We start from the raw sequence: 16,352 nt of genomic DNA, 5'->3' as shown, positions 1-16,352 counted from the left end.
CCGGCGTGATCGCCCCTGACCTTCCTGTCTCCGAGGCCCTGCCGGCCCTCACCGCCGCCCTGCGCGACGGCTCGAACGCCGTCCTGGTCGCCCCGCCCGGCGCCGGCAAGACCACGCTGGTGCCGCTGGTGCTGAAGGACGAGCCCTGGGCCGAAGGCGGCCGCATCCTGGTGCTGGAACCCCGGCGCGTCGCCGCCCGCGCCGCCGCGCGCCGCATGGCCGAGATGGTCGGCGAGGCGCAGCCCGGCGGAACGGTGGGCCTCGCCACGCGTCTCGACCGCATGGTCTCGGACCGCACGCGGGTCGAGGTCGTCACCGAGGGCCTGCTGGTCCGCCGCCTGCAATCCGATCCGGGCCTCGATGGCGTCGCCGCGGTGCTGTTCGACGAGGCGCATGAGCGCAACCTCGACACCGACCTGGCGCTGGCGCTGTGCCTCGACCTGCAGGCCAATCTGCGCCCGGAACTGCGGCTGCTGGCGATGTCCGCGACGCTGGACGGCGCGGCCTTCGCGGGGCTGCTCGGCGGCTGCCCGGTGATCGAGAGCCTCGGCCGCGCATACCCGGTCGAGCTGAAGTATCGTGCCCGCGACCTCAAGGAGAGCCGGGAACTGCCCGAGGCCATGGCCGGGGCGATCCGCGACGCGCTGCGCGAGCATCCCGGCGACGTGCTCGCCTTCCTGCCCGGTTGGGGGGAGATCCGCCGCACCCAGGAACGGCTGTCGGGCCTAGACGCGCTGGTGGTGCCGCTGCATGGCGAATTGCCGCCGGCCGAACAGGACATCGCGCTGAACCCCGCCCCCGGCGGGCGACGGAAGGTGGTGCTGGCGACCTCGATCGCCGAGACCTCGCTGACCGTGCCCGGGGTGCGGATCGTGGTGGATGGCGGGTTCCGGCGGGCGCCGCGACTGGACCCAGCGAGCGGGTTGTCGCGCCTGATGACGCTGCGCATCGGCAAGGCGGCCGCGGAACAGCGGGCCGGCCGTGCGGGCCGCCAGGCGCCGGGGGTGGCGATCCGGCTCTGGACCGAGGCGCTGCATCGGGGCCTGCCGCTGGCGGACCGGCCGGAGATGCTGGAGGCGGAACTGTCGTCCCTGGTGCTGGACTGCGCGGCCTGGGGGGCGGAGCCGGGGACGCTCGCCTTCCTCGACCCGCCGCCGGCCGGGACGGTGAAGGCGGCGCGCGCCCTGCTGCGGGACCTCGATGCGCTGGACGGCGAGGGGCGCATCACCGAGACGGGGCGGCGCATGGCGCGGCTCGGCACCCATCCGCGGCTCGCGCGGATGCTGATCGCGGCGGCCGATGACGGGGAACGGGCGATGGCCGCGGACCTCGCCGCGCTGCTCGAGGAACGGGACCCGATCCGGGGGCGGGAGGCCCCGTCCGACGTGCATCTGCGGCTCGACCTGCTGCATGGGCGGGACCGGGCGGATGCCGACCATGGGACGATCCACCGCATCCGCCGGGCCGCAGCGCTGCACCGGCGGCGGCTGCGGGTGCACGGCGCCGTGGCGCCGGACGGCGATGCGGGCGCCCTGCTGGCCGCAGGCTTCCCGGACCGGATCGCAGCCAAGCGCGGCGCGATGGACGGCGCCTTCCGGCTGGCCTCGGGCCAGGGGGCGCGACTGCCGGCGACCGATCCACTGGCGAAGAAGCCGCTGCTGGCGGTCGCCGACCTCGAACTGCAGGGCACCGAGACGCGCATCCGCATGGCCGCGCCGATCGAGCGCGCCGTGCTGGAACAGCGCTTCCCCGAACGCCTGCGGCGCGAGGAGGGCGCGGCCTTCGACGCGCGGGCGGGCGCCGTGGTCGCCCGGCGGCGGCTGATGTTCGGCCCGCTGGTGCTCGAGGAAGCGCCGCTCGCGCATGCCGACCCGGCGGCCGTCGCGGCCGCGCTGGCGGAAGCGGCGGCGGAACGGTCCCTGCGCGACCTGAACTGGACCGACGCCGCCCGCCAGGCCCAGGCGCGCATCGGCTGGATGCGCAAGGTCGAGGGCGAGGCCTGGCCGGATGTCTCCGATGCCACGCTCGCCGCCACGGCCGCGGCATGGCTCGCCCCGCACCTGCACGGCCGGTCGCGGCTGACGGAGCTGGGCGCGCTGGACGCGACGAGCCTGCTGCTCGACGCTCTGCCCTGGGAGAAGCGCCGCGCCCTCGACGCCGCCCTGCCCGCGCGGCTGGCCCTGCCCGGCGGCCGGTCGGCGGCGATCGACTATGCGCGGGAGGTCCCGACGCTCGAGGCCCGCGCCCAGCACCTGTTCGGCCTCGCGGGGCTGCCGCCGCTCGCCGGCGGGAAGGTGCCGCTGCAGGTGGCGCTGCTCTCCCCCGCCGGACGGCCGATCGCGGTCACCGGGGACCTCGCCGGCTTCTGGAAGGGCGCCTGGTCCGAGGTGCGCAAGGAGATGCGCGGCCGTTACCCCCGGCACCCCTGGCCGGAGGACCCGGCGGCGGCTTCCGGTTGAACCCCGCCCCGCGCCATCGCAGATTGCCCGACGTGACCGTGAACGCCCTTCGCCCCGACTCGACCCGCCTGCCCCGGCGCCTCGCGCTGCTGCTGCCGGCCGCCCTCGCCGCCTGCTCCGGCCCCGCCAGCGCGCAACGGGGGCTGCCGGACTTCGCCGACCTCGCCGAGCGCGTCCTGCCGGCGGTCGTCAGCATCCAGGTCACCAGCCGCGAGCAGCCGCCCGCCACGGAACTGCGCGGCACGCCGCTCGACCGCGGGCGGCGCGGGCAGCTGGTCCAGGGGGCGGGATCGGGCTTCATCATCGAGCCCTCGGGCATCATCGTCACCAACGGCCATGTCGTCGGCAACGCGACGCGCGTGACGGTCACGACCCAGGACGGCACCGAATACCCCGCCCGCGTCGTCGGCGTGGACGAGCTCACCGACATCGCGCTGCTCAAGATCACGCCGCGCGGGCCGCTCTCGGCCGTGTCGCTCGGTGTGTCGGCCAATGTGCGGGTCGGGCAGTGGGTGATGGCGGCGGGCAACCCCTTCGGCCTCGGCGGGTCCGTCACCAGCGGGATCATCTCGGCGCGCGGGCGCGACATCGGCGCCGGGCCGTTCGACGACTTCATCCAGACCGACGCGCCGATCAACCCGGGCAATTCCGGCGGGCCGCTGTTCAACATGGCGGGCGAGGTGATCGGCATCAACACGGCCATCTACTCGCCCTCCGGCGCCTCGGCCGGCATCGGCTTCGCGGTGCCCTCGGACCTCGCGCGGCCGGTGGTGGAAGCGCTGATCAAGGACGGGCGTGTCGACCGCGGCTGGCTCGGCGTGTCGGTGGCGGATGCCGAGGAACAGGGCCGGCGGCAGCGCGGCGCGCTCATCATGGGCGTCGAGCGCGGCAGCCCCGCCGCGCGCGCCGGGCTGCGCCAGGGCGACCTCGTCACCGCGCTGAACGGGCAGCCGATCGCGACCTCCCGCGCGCTGGTGCGCGGGGTGGCGGGCCTGCCGCCGGGCGAGACGGTCCGCCTCACCCTCACGCGTGGCGGGCGCCAGCAGGACATCGCGGTGCAGATCGGGCGCCGCCCCAACGACAATCAAGGCTGAAACGTCATGCGCATCCTGCTGGTCGAGGACGATGCGGAGGTCGCGCGCTTCGTGCGCAAGGGCCTCCAGGAAGCCGGCCACAATGTCGAGCACGCGGCGAACGGACGCGACGGGCTGTTCCTCGCGGCATCGGAGCAGTTCGACATCCTCGTGCTGGACCGCATGCTGCCCGGCGGGGTGGACGGGGTGCGGCTGGTGGAGACCCTGCGGGGCCAGGGCAACCGCACGCCGGTGCTGTTCCTCTCGGCGCTGAGCGCGGTCGACGAACGCGTGAAGGGGCTGAAGGCGGGCGGCGACGACTACCTGGTCAAGCCCTTCGCCTTCGCCGAGCTGCTCGCGCGCGTCGAGGCGCTGGGCCGCCGCCCGACGGTGGAAGCCCCCGCGACGCGGCTCAAGATCGCGGACCTCGAGATGGACCTGCTCTCGCGCACCGTCACGCGCGGGGGCAAGCGGCTCGAGATCCAGCCGCGCGAGTTCCGCCTGCTCGAGCACCTGATGCGGCACGCGGGCCAGGTCGTGACGCGGACCATGCTGCTCGAGAAGGTGTGGGACTACCATTTCGACCCGCAGACCAACGTCATCGACGTCCATGTCAGCCGGCTCCGGCAGAAGGTGGACAAGGGCTTCGACAAGCCGCTGATCCACACGGTGCGCAACGCCGGCTACATGATCCGCGCCGAGGGCTGAGGGGGGCGCCATCACCGCCCCGCCCCTTCCCGCGCCCGGCATGCCCGGCACGCTCGAGGCGCTGCTGCGCTTCCTGCGCAGCGCCGGCTTCCGCTTCGCCGTCCGCTTCGCGCTGATCTTCATCGGCGCCACCGCGGTCTTCGCGCTGGTCTTCTGGTACGCCACCGCCGGCTCGCTTGACCGGCAGACCGACGCGGCGCTGCGCACGGATGCGCTGAGCCTGGTGGAACGCTGGCGCGAGGCCGGGTCGGCCGCCGTCGCGGAAGCCATCGGCGAGCGCCTCGCCTCGGATGTCGAGGGCAACTCGATCTACCTGCTGATCAACCCCGAGGGGCGGCGCCTCGCGGGGAATCTCGACCGCTGGCCGCAGGGCGTGCCGGCGGGGACGGACTGGGCCTTCGACACGGTGCAGCGCGACGGCCTCACGACCGAGGCGCGGCTCAACGTCATGGAGCTCGGCAACGGCTACCGCCTCGCGGTCGGGCGCGACGTGACGGAGAAGCAGCGCCTGCGCGACCTGCTGGCCGAAGGCATCGCCTGGTCGGCCTTCGCGGCGCTGATCTTCGCCGTCACCGGGGCGGCGGTGCTGCGCCGCGCCCTGGAACAGCGCCTGCTGCCCGCCGCGCAGACCGCCGAGGCGATCGCTTCGGGCGACCTCTCGCACCGCGTGCCGCTGTCCCCGCGCAACGACGAGTTCGACCGGCTGGGGCAGAGCATGAACGCCATGCTCGACCGCATCGACCGGCTGATGGAAGGCATCCGGGGCGTCTCGGATTCCATCGCGCACGACCTGCGCACGCCGATCGCCCGCGCGCGGGCGAAGCTCGAGGAAGCGGTGGTCGGCCCGGACGACCCCGAGACGCTGCGCGCGGCGATGGAGCGCGGGATCACCGACCTCGACAACATCACCCGCGTCTTCGAGGCGCTGCTGCGCATCGCGGAAGCCGAGGCCGGCTCGCGCCGCGCCGCCTTCGCGCCGATCGACCTCGCGCCGGTGCTCGCCGACGTCGCCGAATTCTACGGCGTGGTGGCGGAATCGCGCGGCCAGTCGCTGGAGACCGACCTGCCGGCCGCGCTCGAGACCGTGGGCGACCGCGACCTGCTGGCCCAGGCGGCGGGCAACCTGATCGACAACGCGCTGAAATTCGCCCCCGAGGGCGGCCGCGTGCGCCTCACGGCCCGCGCCCTGCCGCGCGAACGCATCGAGATCGCGGTCGAGGACAGCGGGCCGGGCCTCGCGCCCGAGGACCGCGCCCGCGCCGGGACGCGCTTCTTCCGCGCCGATTCCTCGCGCGCCACGCCGGGCTCGGGGCTTGGCCTGTCCCTCGTGCAGGCGGTGGCGCGGCTGCATGGCGGCGACCTGGTGCTCGAGGACGCGCCGGAGGAGCTCGGCGGCACGCCGGGGTTGCGCGCGACGATCCGCATCGGGCCCGCATGAACGCAAGGTCATCGGCACGCCACGGGGCGGCAGGACGTGCTGTGGCAGTGCAGGATCGATGCGCATCCTGCTTGCAGGCCTCGTCATGCTCGGCACGCCGGCCGCGCTGGGTGGGGTCGAACCTCCCGCCCGCGTGACCTCGGACAGCAAGGAATACTGCACCGAGCTGGCCGTCCGCCTCGCCGCCCTGCCCGGATCGCGGGAGGAACCGGCGCGCAGCCTCGCGGCCGACGGCATCCACCTGTGCGAGACGGGCCACACGCGGACCGGCGTCGCGAAGCTGCGGCGGGCCATCCGGGCGGCACGCGGCGGGGATTGATCCGCCGGATTGCCCCCCGGCCCGCCCGGGTCTATGCGCCCGGCCCATGAGCGACATCCTCCCCATCCGCCGCGCCCTGCTCTCCGTCTCGGACAAGACCGGGCTGATCGACTTCGGCCGCTTCCTCGCCGCCCGCGGGGTCGAGATCCTGTCCACCGGCGGGACCGCCCGCACCCTGCGGGAGGCCGGCGTGCCGGTGAAGGACGTCTCGGACCACACCGGCTTCCCCGAGATCCTGGACGGGCGGGTGAAGACGCTGGTGCCGCAGGTCCATGGCGGCATCCTCGGCCGGCGCGACCTTCCCGAACACCTCGCGCAGATGGACAAGCACGCCATCGCGCCGATCGACCTTGTGGCGGTCAACCTCTACCCCTTCGAGGCGACGGTCGCGAAGGGCGCGGGCTTCGAGGACTGCATCGAGAACATCGACATCGGCGGCCCGGCGATGATCCGCTCCGCCGCGAAGAACCACGACGGCGTCGCGGTGCTGACCGAACCGCAGCACTTCGCCGAGGTGCAGGCGGAGATCGAGGCGCAGGGCGGCACGACGCGCGCGACGCGCCGGCGCCTCGCGGCCGCGGCCTATGCGCGCACGGCGGCCTATGACGCGGCGATCTCGGCCTGGTTCGCGCGGCAGGAGGGCCAGGACTTCCCCCCGCGGCTGTCGCTGCCGGGCGTGCTGCGCCAGGGCCTGCGCTACGGCGAGAACCCGCACCAGTCCGCTGCCTTCTACGTGGACGCCACCAACCGCCCCGGCATCGCCACGGCGACGCAGGTGCAGGGCAAGGAACTGTCCTACAACAACATCAACGACACCGACGCGGCCTTCGAATGCGTCGCCGAGTTCGACCGCCCGGCCATCGCCATCATCAAGCACGCCACCCCCTGCGGCGTCGCGGTGGCCGAGGACCTAGTGACCGCCTGGGACCGCGCCTTCCTGTGCGACCCGGTCTCGCCCTTCGGCGGCATCGTCGCGGCGAACCGCGTGCTGGATGCCGCGGCGGCGGAGAAGATCGCCGCCATCTTCACCGAGGTGGTGATCGCCCCTGACGCGGACGAGGCGGCGCGCGCCATCTTCGCGCGGAAGAAGAACCTGCGCCTACTGCTGACCGGCGCCATGCCGGACCCGGCGGCGCCGGGGATGACCTTCAAGTCGGTCTCGGGCGGGTTCCTCGCGCAGTCGCGCGATGCCGGCCATGTCGCGGCATCGGCGCTGAAGGTGGTGACGCAGCGCGCGCCCTCGGCCGCCGAGCTGCGCGACCTGCTCTTCGCCTTCCGCGTCTGCAAGCACGTGAAGTCGAACGCCATCGTCTATGCGAAGGGCGAGGCGACGGTCGGCATCGGCGGCGGCCAGCCCAACCGCGTCGACAGCGCGCGCATCGCGGGCTGGAAGAGCGAGGAGGCGGCCAAGGCCGCGGGCCTGGCGGAACCGCTCGCGCGCGGCAGCGTGGTGGCGTCGGACGCCTTCTTCCCCTTTGCCGACGGGCTCGAGGCCTCGGTCGCCGCGGGCGCGACGGCGGTGATCCAGCCCGGCGGGTCGATGCGCGACGCCGAGGTGATCGCGGCGGCGGACAAGGCAGGGTTGGCGATGGTCCTCACCGGGATGCGGCACTTCCGGCATTGATGGGCGGGAGGGGCGCCGCCCCTCCCGGACCCACCCTGCCAAAGGCCGAAAGGCCTTTGGGAACCATCATTTTGTGCCGCCCTGAAGGGGGTGGCGCGGTAACGGTGTCCAGAGGCCCTTCGGCCTCTGGCGGGGTGGCCCGGAGGGGCAGGGACCCTCCGGTCGGGGAACGCGGATCATGGACGAGCTCGTCGCCGGCTACCGTCGCTTCCGACAGGAAACCTGGCCCCAGCAGCGCGCGCGCTTCGAGGAGCTGGCCGCCCAGGGCCAGCGCCCGCACACCATGGTCGTCGCCTGTTCGGACAGCCGCGTCGATCCGCAGATGATCTTCTCGGCAGGCCCGGGCGAGCTGTTCGTCGTGCGCAACGTCGCCAATCTCGTCCCGCCCTACATGCCGGATGCACTGTTCCACGGCACCAGCGCGGCGGTGGAATTCGCCGTGCGCGTCCTGCAGGTGAAGCGCATCGTCGTGATGGGCCATGCGCTGTGCGGCGGCATCCGCGCGCTGATCGAGGGCACGCCGCCCGAGGCGCGCGACTTCGTCCAGGGCTGGATCAGCATCGCCCAGCGCGCGCGCGAGGTCGCACTGCGCTGCGACGCGCCGGAGGACCGCCAGGAGACCGGCGAGCACGAGGCTGTGCGGATCTCGCTCGCGAACCTCATGACCTTTCCCTGGGTGGCCGAGGCGGTGGCCGCAGGGCGGCTTGGCCTGCACGGCGCCCATTTCGGCGTCGCGACCGGCCGGCTGGTCCTGGTCCCGGCCGAGGGGCCCGCCAGCGCGGAGGGCTGATCCACGGCGGGCCTCGCCAGCGCGCGGGGCGGGGTGCGAGACTCGGGGCCTCGATTCGGGGGGTCCTCATGGCGACGGAAAGCCTGGCGCTGCTCGGCGGCATCGCACTCGTGGCGGTGCTGGTGCTCGTGCTGCTGCTGCGCCGGCCGGCGACGGACCCGGTGCTGGCGCAGCGGCTGACCGACCTGCAATCGGTCCTCGACCGCCAGGGCGAGCGCATCGCCGCCCTGCCGGCGGAATTCGAGCGCGGCCTGGCGCGGGAGGCCGCGGCGATCGGGGAGCGCGTCGCCGCCGGCGCCATCGACCAGACGCGGGCGCTGGGCGAGGGCATGACGCGCATCGCCGACCGGCTCGGCGCGCTGGAGACGGCGCTGCTCGAACGCCTGGCGGCTGATGCCCAGGCCGCGCGCGACGCGATGGCCGAGCAGCGCGCGAGCGTGGTGAAGGCGCTGACCGAGCACAAGGACGATACGGCGCTGCTGCGGCGCGACGTCACGCAGGGCATCGCCGAGATACGCCTCGCCTTCGCCGAGGGGCTGGCGAAGCTGCAGGAGGTGCTGGCGGCGGAGAACACCCGCGCGCGCGACCTTCTGGACGCGCGGCTGAAGGAACTGCGCGAGGGCAACGAGGCGCGCCTGGCCGAGATCCAGAAGACGGTGAACGAGCAGCTGCAGTCGGCCGTCGAGAAGCAGATGAACGAGAGCTTCGCGCGCGTCATCGACCAGTTCGCCGCGGTGCAGAAGGCGATGGGCGATGTGCAGGCGGTCACCACGCAGATCGTCGACATCAAGCGGCTCTTCTCGAATGTGAAGACGCGCGGCGGCTGGGGCGAGGCGCAGGTACGCGCGCTGCTCGACGACATCCTCCCGCCCGGCTCCTACGAGACGAACAAGAAGCTGTCGGAGGACAGCGCCGAGGCGGTGGAATTCGCCATCCGCATGCCGAACGAGAAGGGCCGCGAGGTCTTCCTCGCCGTCGATGCGAAATTCCCGACCGAGGACTGGGACCGTCTGGTCATCGCCTCCGACGCCGGCGACACCGAGGCGGAGAAGGCCGCGCGGCGGGCGCTGGAGCAGCGGGTGCGCGCGGAAGCGGCGAAGATCGCCGCGAAATACATCCGCCCGCCGCTGACGGTGGAATTCGCCGTGCTCTACCTGCCGACCGAGGGGCTCTACGCCGAGATCGCCCGCATCCCCGGGGCGATCGAGGAGATCGGCCGGGTGAACCGCGTGATGGTGCTCGGCCCTTCGCTTCTGCCGGCCATGCTGCGCACCATCCAGATGGGCCATGTGACCATCGCCCTGGGGGAGAAGGCCGATCTGGTCCGCGAATTGCTCGGCGCCACCAAGGCCGAGATGGGCAGGATGGACGAGGTGCTGGCAAGGCTCCGCAAGCAGGTGACGGCGGTGGGCAATACCATCGACGCGGCGCAGGTCCGCACGCGGGCGGTGGCGCGCAAGCTGCGCACGGTGGATGCGGTGGACGGATCGCGCGCGGCGGCATTGCTCGAGCTCGAGGCCGAAGCCGAGGAACCGCCCGGCGAGGGGGATGAATCGTGAGCCTGCTTCAGCTCCAATCGGCAGCGGGGCTGCTGCTGCTCTGCGCCCTTGCCTGGGCGCTGGGCGGGTTCCGGCCGGGCGTGAAGGCGCGCGTCATCGTCGCGGGGATCGGGCTGCAGCTGCTGCTCGCCGCCGTGCTGCTGAACGTGCCGCCGGTGCGGGCGAGCTTCTTCCTCCTCGGCGACGCGGTGGACGCGCTGGCGACGGCGACGCGGGCGGGAACCTCGCTGGTCTTCGGCTATCTCGGCGGCGGGCCGCTGCCCTTCACCGAGAACCGCCCCGGTTCCTCCTTCATCCTGTTCTTCCAGGCGCTGCCGCTGGTGCTCGTGGTCGGCGCGCTCTCGGCGGTGCTGTTCCATTGGGGCGCGCTGCCCTGGGTGGTGCGGCACATGGCAGGCGTGCTGACGCGGCTGTTCGGCATCGGCGGCGCCACGGGATTCAGCGTGGCGGCCAACGTCTTCGTCGGCATGGTCGAGGCGCCGCTGATGATCCGCGCCTGGCTCGCGCGCCTCACGCGGTCCGAGATGTTCGTGGTGATGACCGCGGGCCTCGCGACCATCAGCGGCAATACGCTGGTAGTCTATGCGCTGATCATTTCCCCCGTCGTGCCCGATGCGGCGGGGCAGTTGCTGACGGCGAGCCTGATCGCCGCCCCCGCCTCGATCCTCGCCGCCGTGCTGATGATGCCACCGGCGGATGGCGAGGTCGCGACCGACGGCACCACGGGCATCCCCGAGAAGCTCTACGACAGCACCATGGATGCGCTGGTGCAGGGCACCAAGGATGGGCTCGACCTGCTGCTCGGCATCATGGCGGCGCTGATCGTCTTCGTCTCGCTGGTGGCGCTGGTGAACCTGGCGCTGGAACCGCTCACGGGGCTGACGCTGCAGAAGATCGCGGGCTGGCTGCTCTGGCCGGTCGCCTGGTCGATGGGCGTGCCGGCCAGCGAGGCGGCGACCGTCGCCTCCTCGCTCGGCGTGAAGATGATCATCAACGAATTCGTCTCGTACCTGGAACTCGCCGCCTCGGGCGGGGCGGGGCTGTCGGAACGCTCGCGCCTGGTGCTGACCTATGCGCTGTGCGGCTTCACCAATCTGGGCTCGGTCGGGATCATGGTGGGCGGCATGACGGCGATGTGCCCGGAACGACGGACGGACATCGTGAAGCTCGGCCTTCCCTCGCTGATTTCGGGGACCATCGCCTGCTGCATGACCGGGGCGGTTGTCGGGGTGCTGACTCCGCCCTGAACGCGGGGCAGGATGCGGGGCCGAAGGAGCCCCGTCCCATGACCCACATCGTCCACCGCAACCTGCGCGAAGCCCCGCCGATCGCCGCCTCCGGGCGGGGAATCTGGCTGCGCGACGCCTCGGGGCATGAGGTGATCGACGGTTCCGGGGGCGCCGCGGTGGCCTGCCTCGGCCATGGCCACCCGCATGTCGTCGCGGCGATGAAGGCGCAGATCGACCGGCTCTGCTACGCGCATACCGCACTGTTCACGGCCGAAAGCGCCGAGCGGCTGGCGGACATGCTGGTCGGCCACGCGCCGGGCGGGCTGACGCACGCCTATTTCGTGTCGTCCGGTTCGGAAGGGATGGAAGCGGCGCTGAAGATCGCCCGGCAATGGGCGATCGAGGCCGGCCAGCCGCAGCGCACGAAGTTCATCGCGCGGCGGCAATCCTACCATGGCAACACGCTCGGCGCGCTGGCGGCGGGCGGCAACGCCATGCGCCGCGCGCCCTACGCGCCGATCCTGTCGGACGCCTTCAGCCACGTCTCGCCCTGCTACTCCTATCGCGACCGGCGCGACGGGGAGACCGACGCGGACTACGTCGCGCGCCTCGCCGCCGAACTGGAGGCGGAGTTCCAGCGCCTCGGCCCGCAGAACGTCATCGCCTTCTGCGCCGAGACGATCGTCGGCGCGACGCTCGGCTGCGCCACCGCGCTGCCGGGATACTTCCCGGCCATGAAGGCGGTCTGCGAGCGCCACGGCGCGCTGCTCATCCTCGATGAGGTGATGTCCGGCATGGGCCGGTCCGGCACGCTGCACGCCTGGGAACAGGAAGGCATCACGCCGGACATCCAGGTCATCGCGAAGGGCCTCGGCGGCGGCTACCAGCCGATCGGCGGCATCCTGGTCCATGGCCGCGTGATCGAGGCGCTGACGAAGGGATCGGGCACCTTCAAGCACGGCCACACCTACCAGGCGCACCCGGTCGCCTGCGCCGCGGCGCTCGCGGTGCAGGAAGTGATCCGCGACGAGAACCTGCTCGACAACGTCCAGGCGATGGGCGCGCTGCTGGAACAGGGGCTGACGGAACGCCTCGGCAACCACGCCAATGTCGGCGACATCCGCGGGCGGGGGCTGTTCTGGGCGGTGGAATTGGTGACCGACCGCGCCTCCAAGGCCACCTTCGACCCCGCGCTGGCGGTGAACGAGCGTGTGAAGAAGGAAGCCTTCGCCCGCGGCCTCGCCTGCTACCCCATGGGCGGGACCATCGACGGCAAGCATGGCGACCACGTCATCCTCGCCCCGCCCTATGTCTGCACGGCGGAGGAGATCGGCATGATCGTGGAACGCTTTGGGGACGCGGTGGACGCCGCCGTCGCCGGGCTGTGAGGCGCCTCACCGCGCGCGCCATCGTGACCCGCCCATGCCGCAATCCTGCCGCGGCATCGGTGGCATGGTCCGCCCCCTGAACGCCAGCGACCGACGGGAACCGACACCGTGCCCATCATCAACCGCATCGCCGAATTCCAGCCCGAGCTGACGGCCACGCGCCGCGACATCCATGCCCATCCGGAACTTGGGTTCGAGGAGCACCGCACCTCGGACCTGGTCGCGAAGGCGCTCGAATCCTGGGGGATCGAGGTGCATCGCGGCATTGCCGGCACGGGCCTGGTCGGCGTGCTGCGCAACGGCACCTCGAAGCGGTCGATCGGCTTCCGCGCCGACATGGACTGCCTGCCGATGACCGAGACCAACGACTTCGGCCATCGCTCGACCAACCCGGGCAGGATGCATGCCTGCGGGCATGACGGGCACACCACCATGCTGCTCGGCGCGGCGCGCTACCTGGCGGAGACGCGCAACTTCGACGGCACGGTGAACTTCATCTTCCAGCCCGCCGAGGAAGGCGGCGGCGGCGGCCGCGTCATGGTCGAGGAAGGCCTGTTCGACCGCTTCCCCTGCGATGCCGTCTACGGCATGCACAACTCGCCCGAACTGCCGCTGGGCGAGGCGCGCATCTTCGCCGGACCCGCACTCGCCGCGGCGGACCGCATCACCATCACGGTGCACGGCAAGGGCGGCCATGCCTCCCGCCCGCAGCAATGCGTCGATCCGGTGCTGGTCGCCTCCCACATCGTGGTGGCGACGCAATCCATCGTCGCGCGGTCGATGGACCCGATCGACACCGCGGTTGTCAGCATCTGCCAGTTCCATGCCGGGGAGGCCTCCAACGTCATCCCCGAGACCGCGGAACTGCGCGGCACCGTCCGCACCTTCAAGCCCGAGGTGCAGGACATGATCGAGCGCCGGCTACACGAGGTCGTACGCGCCACGGCCGAGGCGCATGGCGCCAAGGCGGAACTCTCCTATCAGCGCGGCTATCCGCCCACCGTGAACCACGCGGAGCAGGCCGAGCGCGCAGCACTCGCCGCCGTCGCGGTGCTCGGGGAACCGAAGGTCCACCGCAAGCCGGTGCCGCGCATGGGGGCGGAGGATTTCTCCTACATGCTGATCGCGCGGCCGGGCTGCTTCATCGGCATCGGGCAGGGCGATGGCGGGAAGCACTCCGTCTCGCTGCACAACCCGCGCTACGACTTCAACGACGACCTGATCCCGCTCGGCTCCTCGCTCTTCGCGCGGCTGGCCGAACAGGAATTGTCGCGGGAGTGATGTCGCGTGCACGAAGGTTCCACCTTCGTGCCCCTCAGACGCCGGGCGGGCCGCCTCCGCGGCCCTTGGCTTCGCGGCACTTGCCGCGGCGCCCGTTCGGGCGCTCGGCCCTGCGGGCCGCAGATCAGAACGCGTAGGCGTGCCGGCCTACCGCGCCCCTTCGCTCTCCCGGCCGCGCACCACGCGCCGGCCGCGCTGCGCCCCGGTCGTCTCCGTCACCACCGTGCGGCGGCCTTCCGGGCCATCGCCGTGCTGGAAATAGATCACCACCCAGTCGCGCACCCGGCCCAGCCGGTGCGCCGTCGCGGTGTTGGAGAACAGCGCCGTCAGGTGCCACGGCCCGCGCGTCTCGTGCAACACGGGCAGCCAGGCCTCGCCGGTCGGGTTGAAGCGGCGGGGCGCGATGCGACGCAACTCGCCGCGCTCCGCGCGCTCGCGGTATTCGCGGTCGAGGTCGAGAAGCAGCGCGACCGGCGGCTCCTCCCCCGCCACGGCGGGCAGATGCGGGCGCAGCCGGGCGAGCATGGCGGCGAGCGCGGCCCGCACCGCCTCCGCCCGGCGCGGCCCGAAGCCGCGCACGGCCGCGAGGCGCCCGTCATGCGCGGCGATCTCCAGTGCCTCGAGCGTCCCGACATGCAGTGCCTCGTGCACGCGATGGGCGAGTTCGGGGCCGATGCCGGGCACGGTGCGGAGCACCGTCTCGGGATCGGCGTCGCCCTGCAGGCGCTCGAGGAAGCCCCAGCGGCCGGTCGCGACCATCTCCGCGATCGCCGCGGCGATGGATGGCCCGATGCCCGGCAACGCATCCAGCGCGGCGCGCGCGTCGGGCCCCGCGACGATCTCCGCGAGATCCCGCGGCAGCGAAGCGACGGTCTCCGCCGCGCGGCGATAGGCCGCGGCGCGGAACGGGTTGCCCCCCTGCGCGAGCAGCAACTCCGCGGCCTGGCGCAGCCGCGTGGCCACCTGCGCATTGGCGCCGGTCGGGCGCATCGGGTCAGCCCCCGGCGTGGCCCTCGCCGACGGGACGGACCGTGGTGGCCTGCGGGCCCTTCTCGCCCTCGGCGACGGTCGCATGGACGTGGTCGCCGACGCGCAGACGGTCGAAGCCGCCCTGGGCGACGGCGTTGCGGTGGAAATAGACCTCGCGCCCGTCCTGGGTCCGGATGAAGCCATAGTCCTCCCCGGCGACGAAGCGCGTCACCTGGCCGCGCAGCATGGCCGGGTCGTGCTGCTTCACATCGCCGTCGAGGCGGCGGACATGGTCCTCGAGCCGCCGGACCGCGGCGGCGAAGGCGTCGCGCACGGCGACGTGCGCGTCCTCATGCGCATGGTCCTGCGGGTTGTCGTGGGTGACGACGACCTGGCCGCCCGGCACGTCGATCGCGACGCGCACGGCGAACAGGTTGCCCTGGTGGTGGCGACGGTGCGGCGCCTCGACGGTGACATGGCAGCGCAGGATGCGGTCGGCGAAGCGTTCGAGGCGGGCGGCGCGCTCGCGGATGCGGTCCTCGAGCGCCGGGGACGGCTCCATGCCCTTGAAGGCGACCTGGAGGGGTATGGTCATGGCGGTTCCTCCGTCCGTGGTCGCGCCTGTATCGCGCCGCGCGACGCGGGCGGCCTTGAGGGAGCGCAACCGCACGCCATGACGCCGCCGCGCTGGTCGTCGCCGGTCGCCATCCACCATGTCGCGCAAGGCCGGTGCGGGTGGCGCCGTGACGGGTGGTGCTTCCCGGACCCGGCGCCAGCGCGCCTTGCGGCGGCGCAAGGCGCGCAGGCGGGGCCGGATGGCATGGTCGCCGCGCCAGTCAGGCCCGGCAGGAGCGTCCCGCATGTCCCCGCCACCGCCGATCCCCGACGAACGCCTCATCCTGCCGCCGGCGGGGATGGAGGGGCTGCTGGCCTCGCCCCCCGCGCCGGTGGGCCTGGTCCTCTTCGCCCATGGCAGCGGGTCGAGCCGCCTCAGCCCGCGCAACCGCCAGGTCGCGCGCGCCCTGCGCGAGGCCGGGCTGGCAACGCTGCTCTTCGACCTGCTGACCGAGGCCGAGGCCCAGGACCGGCACAAGGTCTTCGACATCCCGCTGCTCGCCGACCGGCTCGCGGCCGCGATGGACGCGCTGGCCGCGCGGCCGGCGAGTGCGGCGCTGCCGGTCGGGCTGTTCGGCGCCAGCACCGGCGCGGCGGCGGCGCTGCGGGCGGCGGCGGCGCGCGGCGCGGCGGTGCGCGCGGTGGTCTCGCGCGGCGGGCGGCCGGACCTCGCGGGCGGCGGGGCGCTCTCCCGCGTCACCGCGCCGACGCTGCTGATCGTGGGCGGGGAGGATCGCGAAGTCCTCGCGCTCAACCGCTCCGCCGCGGGGCTGATGACCTGCCCGGTGTCGATCGAGGTGGTGCCCGGCGCGACCCACCTGTTCGAGGAACCCGGCGCGCTGGAGGAGGTCGCGCAGCTCGCCGCCGGCTGGTTCCGCCGCTGGCTGGCGGCGTGACCGC

At 73.1% G+C, this 16,352-nt stretch carries 14 protein-coding genes; 12 read left to right on the top strand and 2 right to left on the bottom strand.

Annotated features, from left to right (window positions below; genetic code table 11):
* Positions 1 to 8 precede the first annotated feature (8 nt).
* From hrpB to GWK15_RS14150, 11 genes are all read left to right on the top strand, one after another.
* On the top strand, positions 9 to 2,459 hold the full coding sequence (hrpB, locus tag GWK15_RS14200; RefSeq protein ID WP_338147261.1) for an ATP-dependent helicase HrpB: 2,451 nt from the start codon (positions 9 to 11) through the stop codon (positions 2,457 to 2,459).
* A gap of 32 nt (positions 2,460 to 2,491) precedes the next feature.
* The gene (locus GWK15_RS14195) at positions 2,492 to 3,553 is read left to right on the top strand and encodes a S1C family serine protease (RefSeq protein ID WP_338147254.1); all 1,062 of its coding nucleotides are present in this window, start codon (positions 2,492 to 2,494) and stop codon (positions 3,551 to 3,553) included.
* 6 nt (positions 3,554 to 3,559) lie between these two features.
* Positions 3,560 to 4,240: a winged helix-turn-helix domain-containing protein gene (locus GWK15_RS14190; protein ID WP_168041976.1), complete on the top strand. Its 681-nt coding sequence runs from the start codon at positions 3,560 to 3,562 to the stop codon at positions 4,238 to 4,240.
* 40 nt (positions 4,241 to 4,280) lie between these two features.
* Entirely contained in the window at positions 4,281 to 5,678 is a 1,398-nt protein-coding gene (locus tag GWK15_RS14185; protein ID WP_168041975.1) for a sensor histidine kinase, read from the top strand.
* Positions 5,679 to 5,736: 58 nt separating this feature from the next.
* Entirely contained in the window at positions 5,737 to 5,997 is a 261-nt protein-coding gene (locus GWK15_RS14180; RefSeq protein ID WP_168041974.1) for a hypothetical protein, read from the top strand.
* A gap of 46 nt (positions 5,998 to 6,043) precedes the next feature.
* Entirely contained in the window at positions 6,044 to 7,621 is a 1,578-nt protein-coding gene (purH, locus tag GWK15_RS14175; RefSeq protein ID WP_168041973.1) for a bifunctional phosphoribosylaminoimidazolecarboxamide formyltransferase/IMP cyclohydrolase, read from the top strand.
* A gap of 178 nt (positions 7,622 to 7,799) precedes the next feature.
* Positions 7,800 to 8,411, top strand: a complete 612-nt coding sequence (locus GWK15_RS14170) for a carbonic anhydrase (RefSeq protein ID WP_168041972.1) — start codon at positions 7,800 to 7,802, stop codon at positions 8,409 to 8,411.
* A 68-nt stretch (positions 8,412 to 8,479) separates the two neighbouring features.
* On the top strand, positions 8,480 to 9,970 hold the full coding sequence (gene rmuC, locus GWK15_RS14165; protein ID WP_245211632.1) for a DNA recombination protein RmuC: 1,491 nt from the start codon (positions 8,480 to 8,482) through the stop codon (positions 9,968 to 9,970).
* A complete protein-coding gene (locus GWK15_RS14160) occupies positions 9,967 to 11,217 on the top strand; it encodes a NupC/NupG family nucleoside CNT transporter (RefSeq protein ID WP_211844122.1) in 1,251 nt (416 codons plus the stop codon). Before rmuC ends, GWK15_RS14160 begins: the two co-directional genes overlap by 4 nt.
* A gap of 38 nt (positions 11,218 to 11,255) precedes the next feature.
* Positions 11,256 to 12,587: an aspartate aminotransferase family protein gene (locus tag GWK15_RS14155; protein ID WP_168041971.1), complete on the top strand. Its 1,332-nt coding sequence runs from the start codon at positions 11,256 to 11,258 to the stop codon at positions 12,585 to 12,587.
* 108 nt (positions 12,588 to 12,695) lie between these two features.
* Positions 12,696 to 13,868 (top strand): amidohydrolase, encoded by a 1,173-nt coding sequence (locus tag GWK15_RS14150; RefSeq protein ID WP_168041970.1) that lies wholly within the window; start codon positions 12,696 to 12,698, stop codon positions 13,866 to 13,868.
* Between the two features lie 147 nt (positions 13,869 to 14,015).
* Here the strand turns inward: GWK15_RS14150 and GWK15_RS14145 are convergent, their stop codons facing one another.
* Complete coding sequence (locus GWK15_RS14145; RefSeq protein WP_168041969.1) at positions 14,016 to 14,858, bottom strand: helix-hairpin-helix domain-containing protein; 843 nt, start codon at positions 14,856 to 14,858, stop codon at positions 14,016 to 14,018.
* Positions 14,859 to 14,862: 4 nt separating this feature from the next.
* Positions 14,863 to 15,432 (bottom strand): HPF/RaiA family ribosome-associated protein, encoded by a 570-nt coding sequence (locus GWK15_RS14140; protein ID WP_168041968.1) that lies wholly within the window; start codon positions 15,430 to 15,432, stop codon positions 14,863 to 14,865.
* Positions 15,433 to 15,697: 265 nt separating this feature from the next.
* Between GWK15_RS14140 and GWK15_RS14135 the strand changes: the two genes are divergently transcribed.
* Positions 15,698 to 16,348, top strand: coding sequence for a dienelactone hydrolase family protein (locus GWK15_RS14135; protein WP_168041967.1), 651 nt, complete (start codon positions 15,698 to 15,700; stop codon positions 16,346 to 16,348).
* Positions 16,349 to 16,352 lie beyond the last annotated feature (4 nt).

It is taken from the genome of Neoroseomonas oryzicola, assembly GCF_012163135.1.
Lineage (GTDB): Bacteria > Pseudomonadota > Alphaproteobacteria > Acetobacterales > Acetobacteraceae > Neoroseomonas > Neoroseomonas oryzicola.
This window is presented reverse-complemented; position numbering and strand designations above follow the sequence as displayed.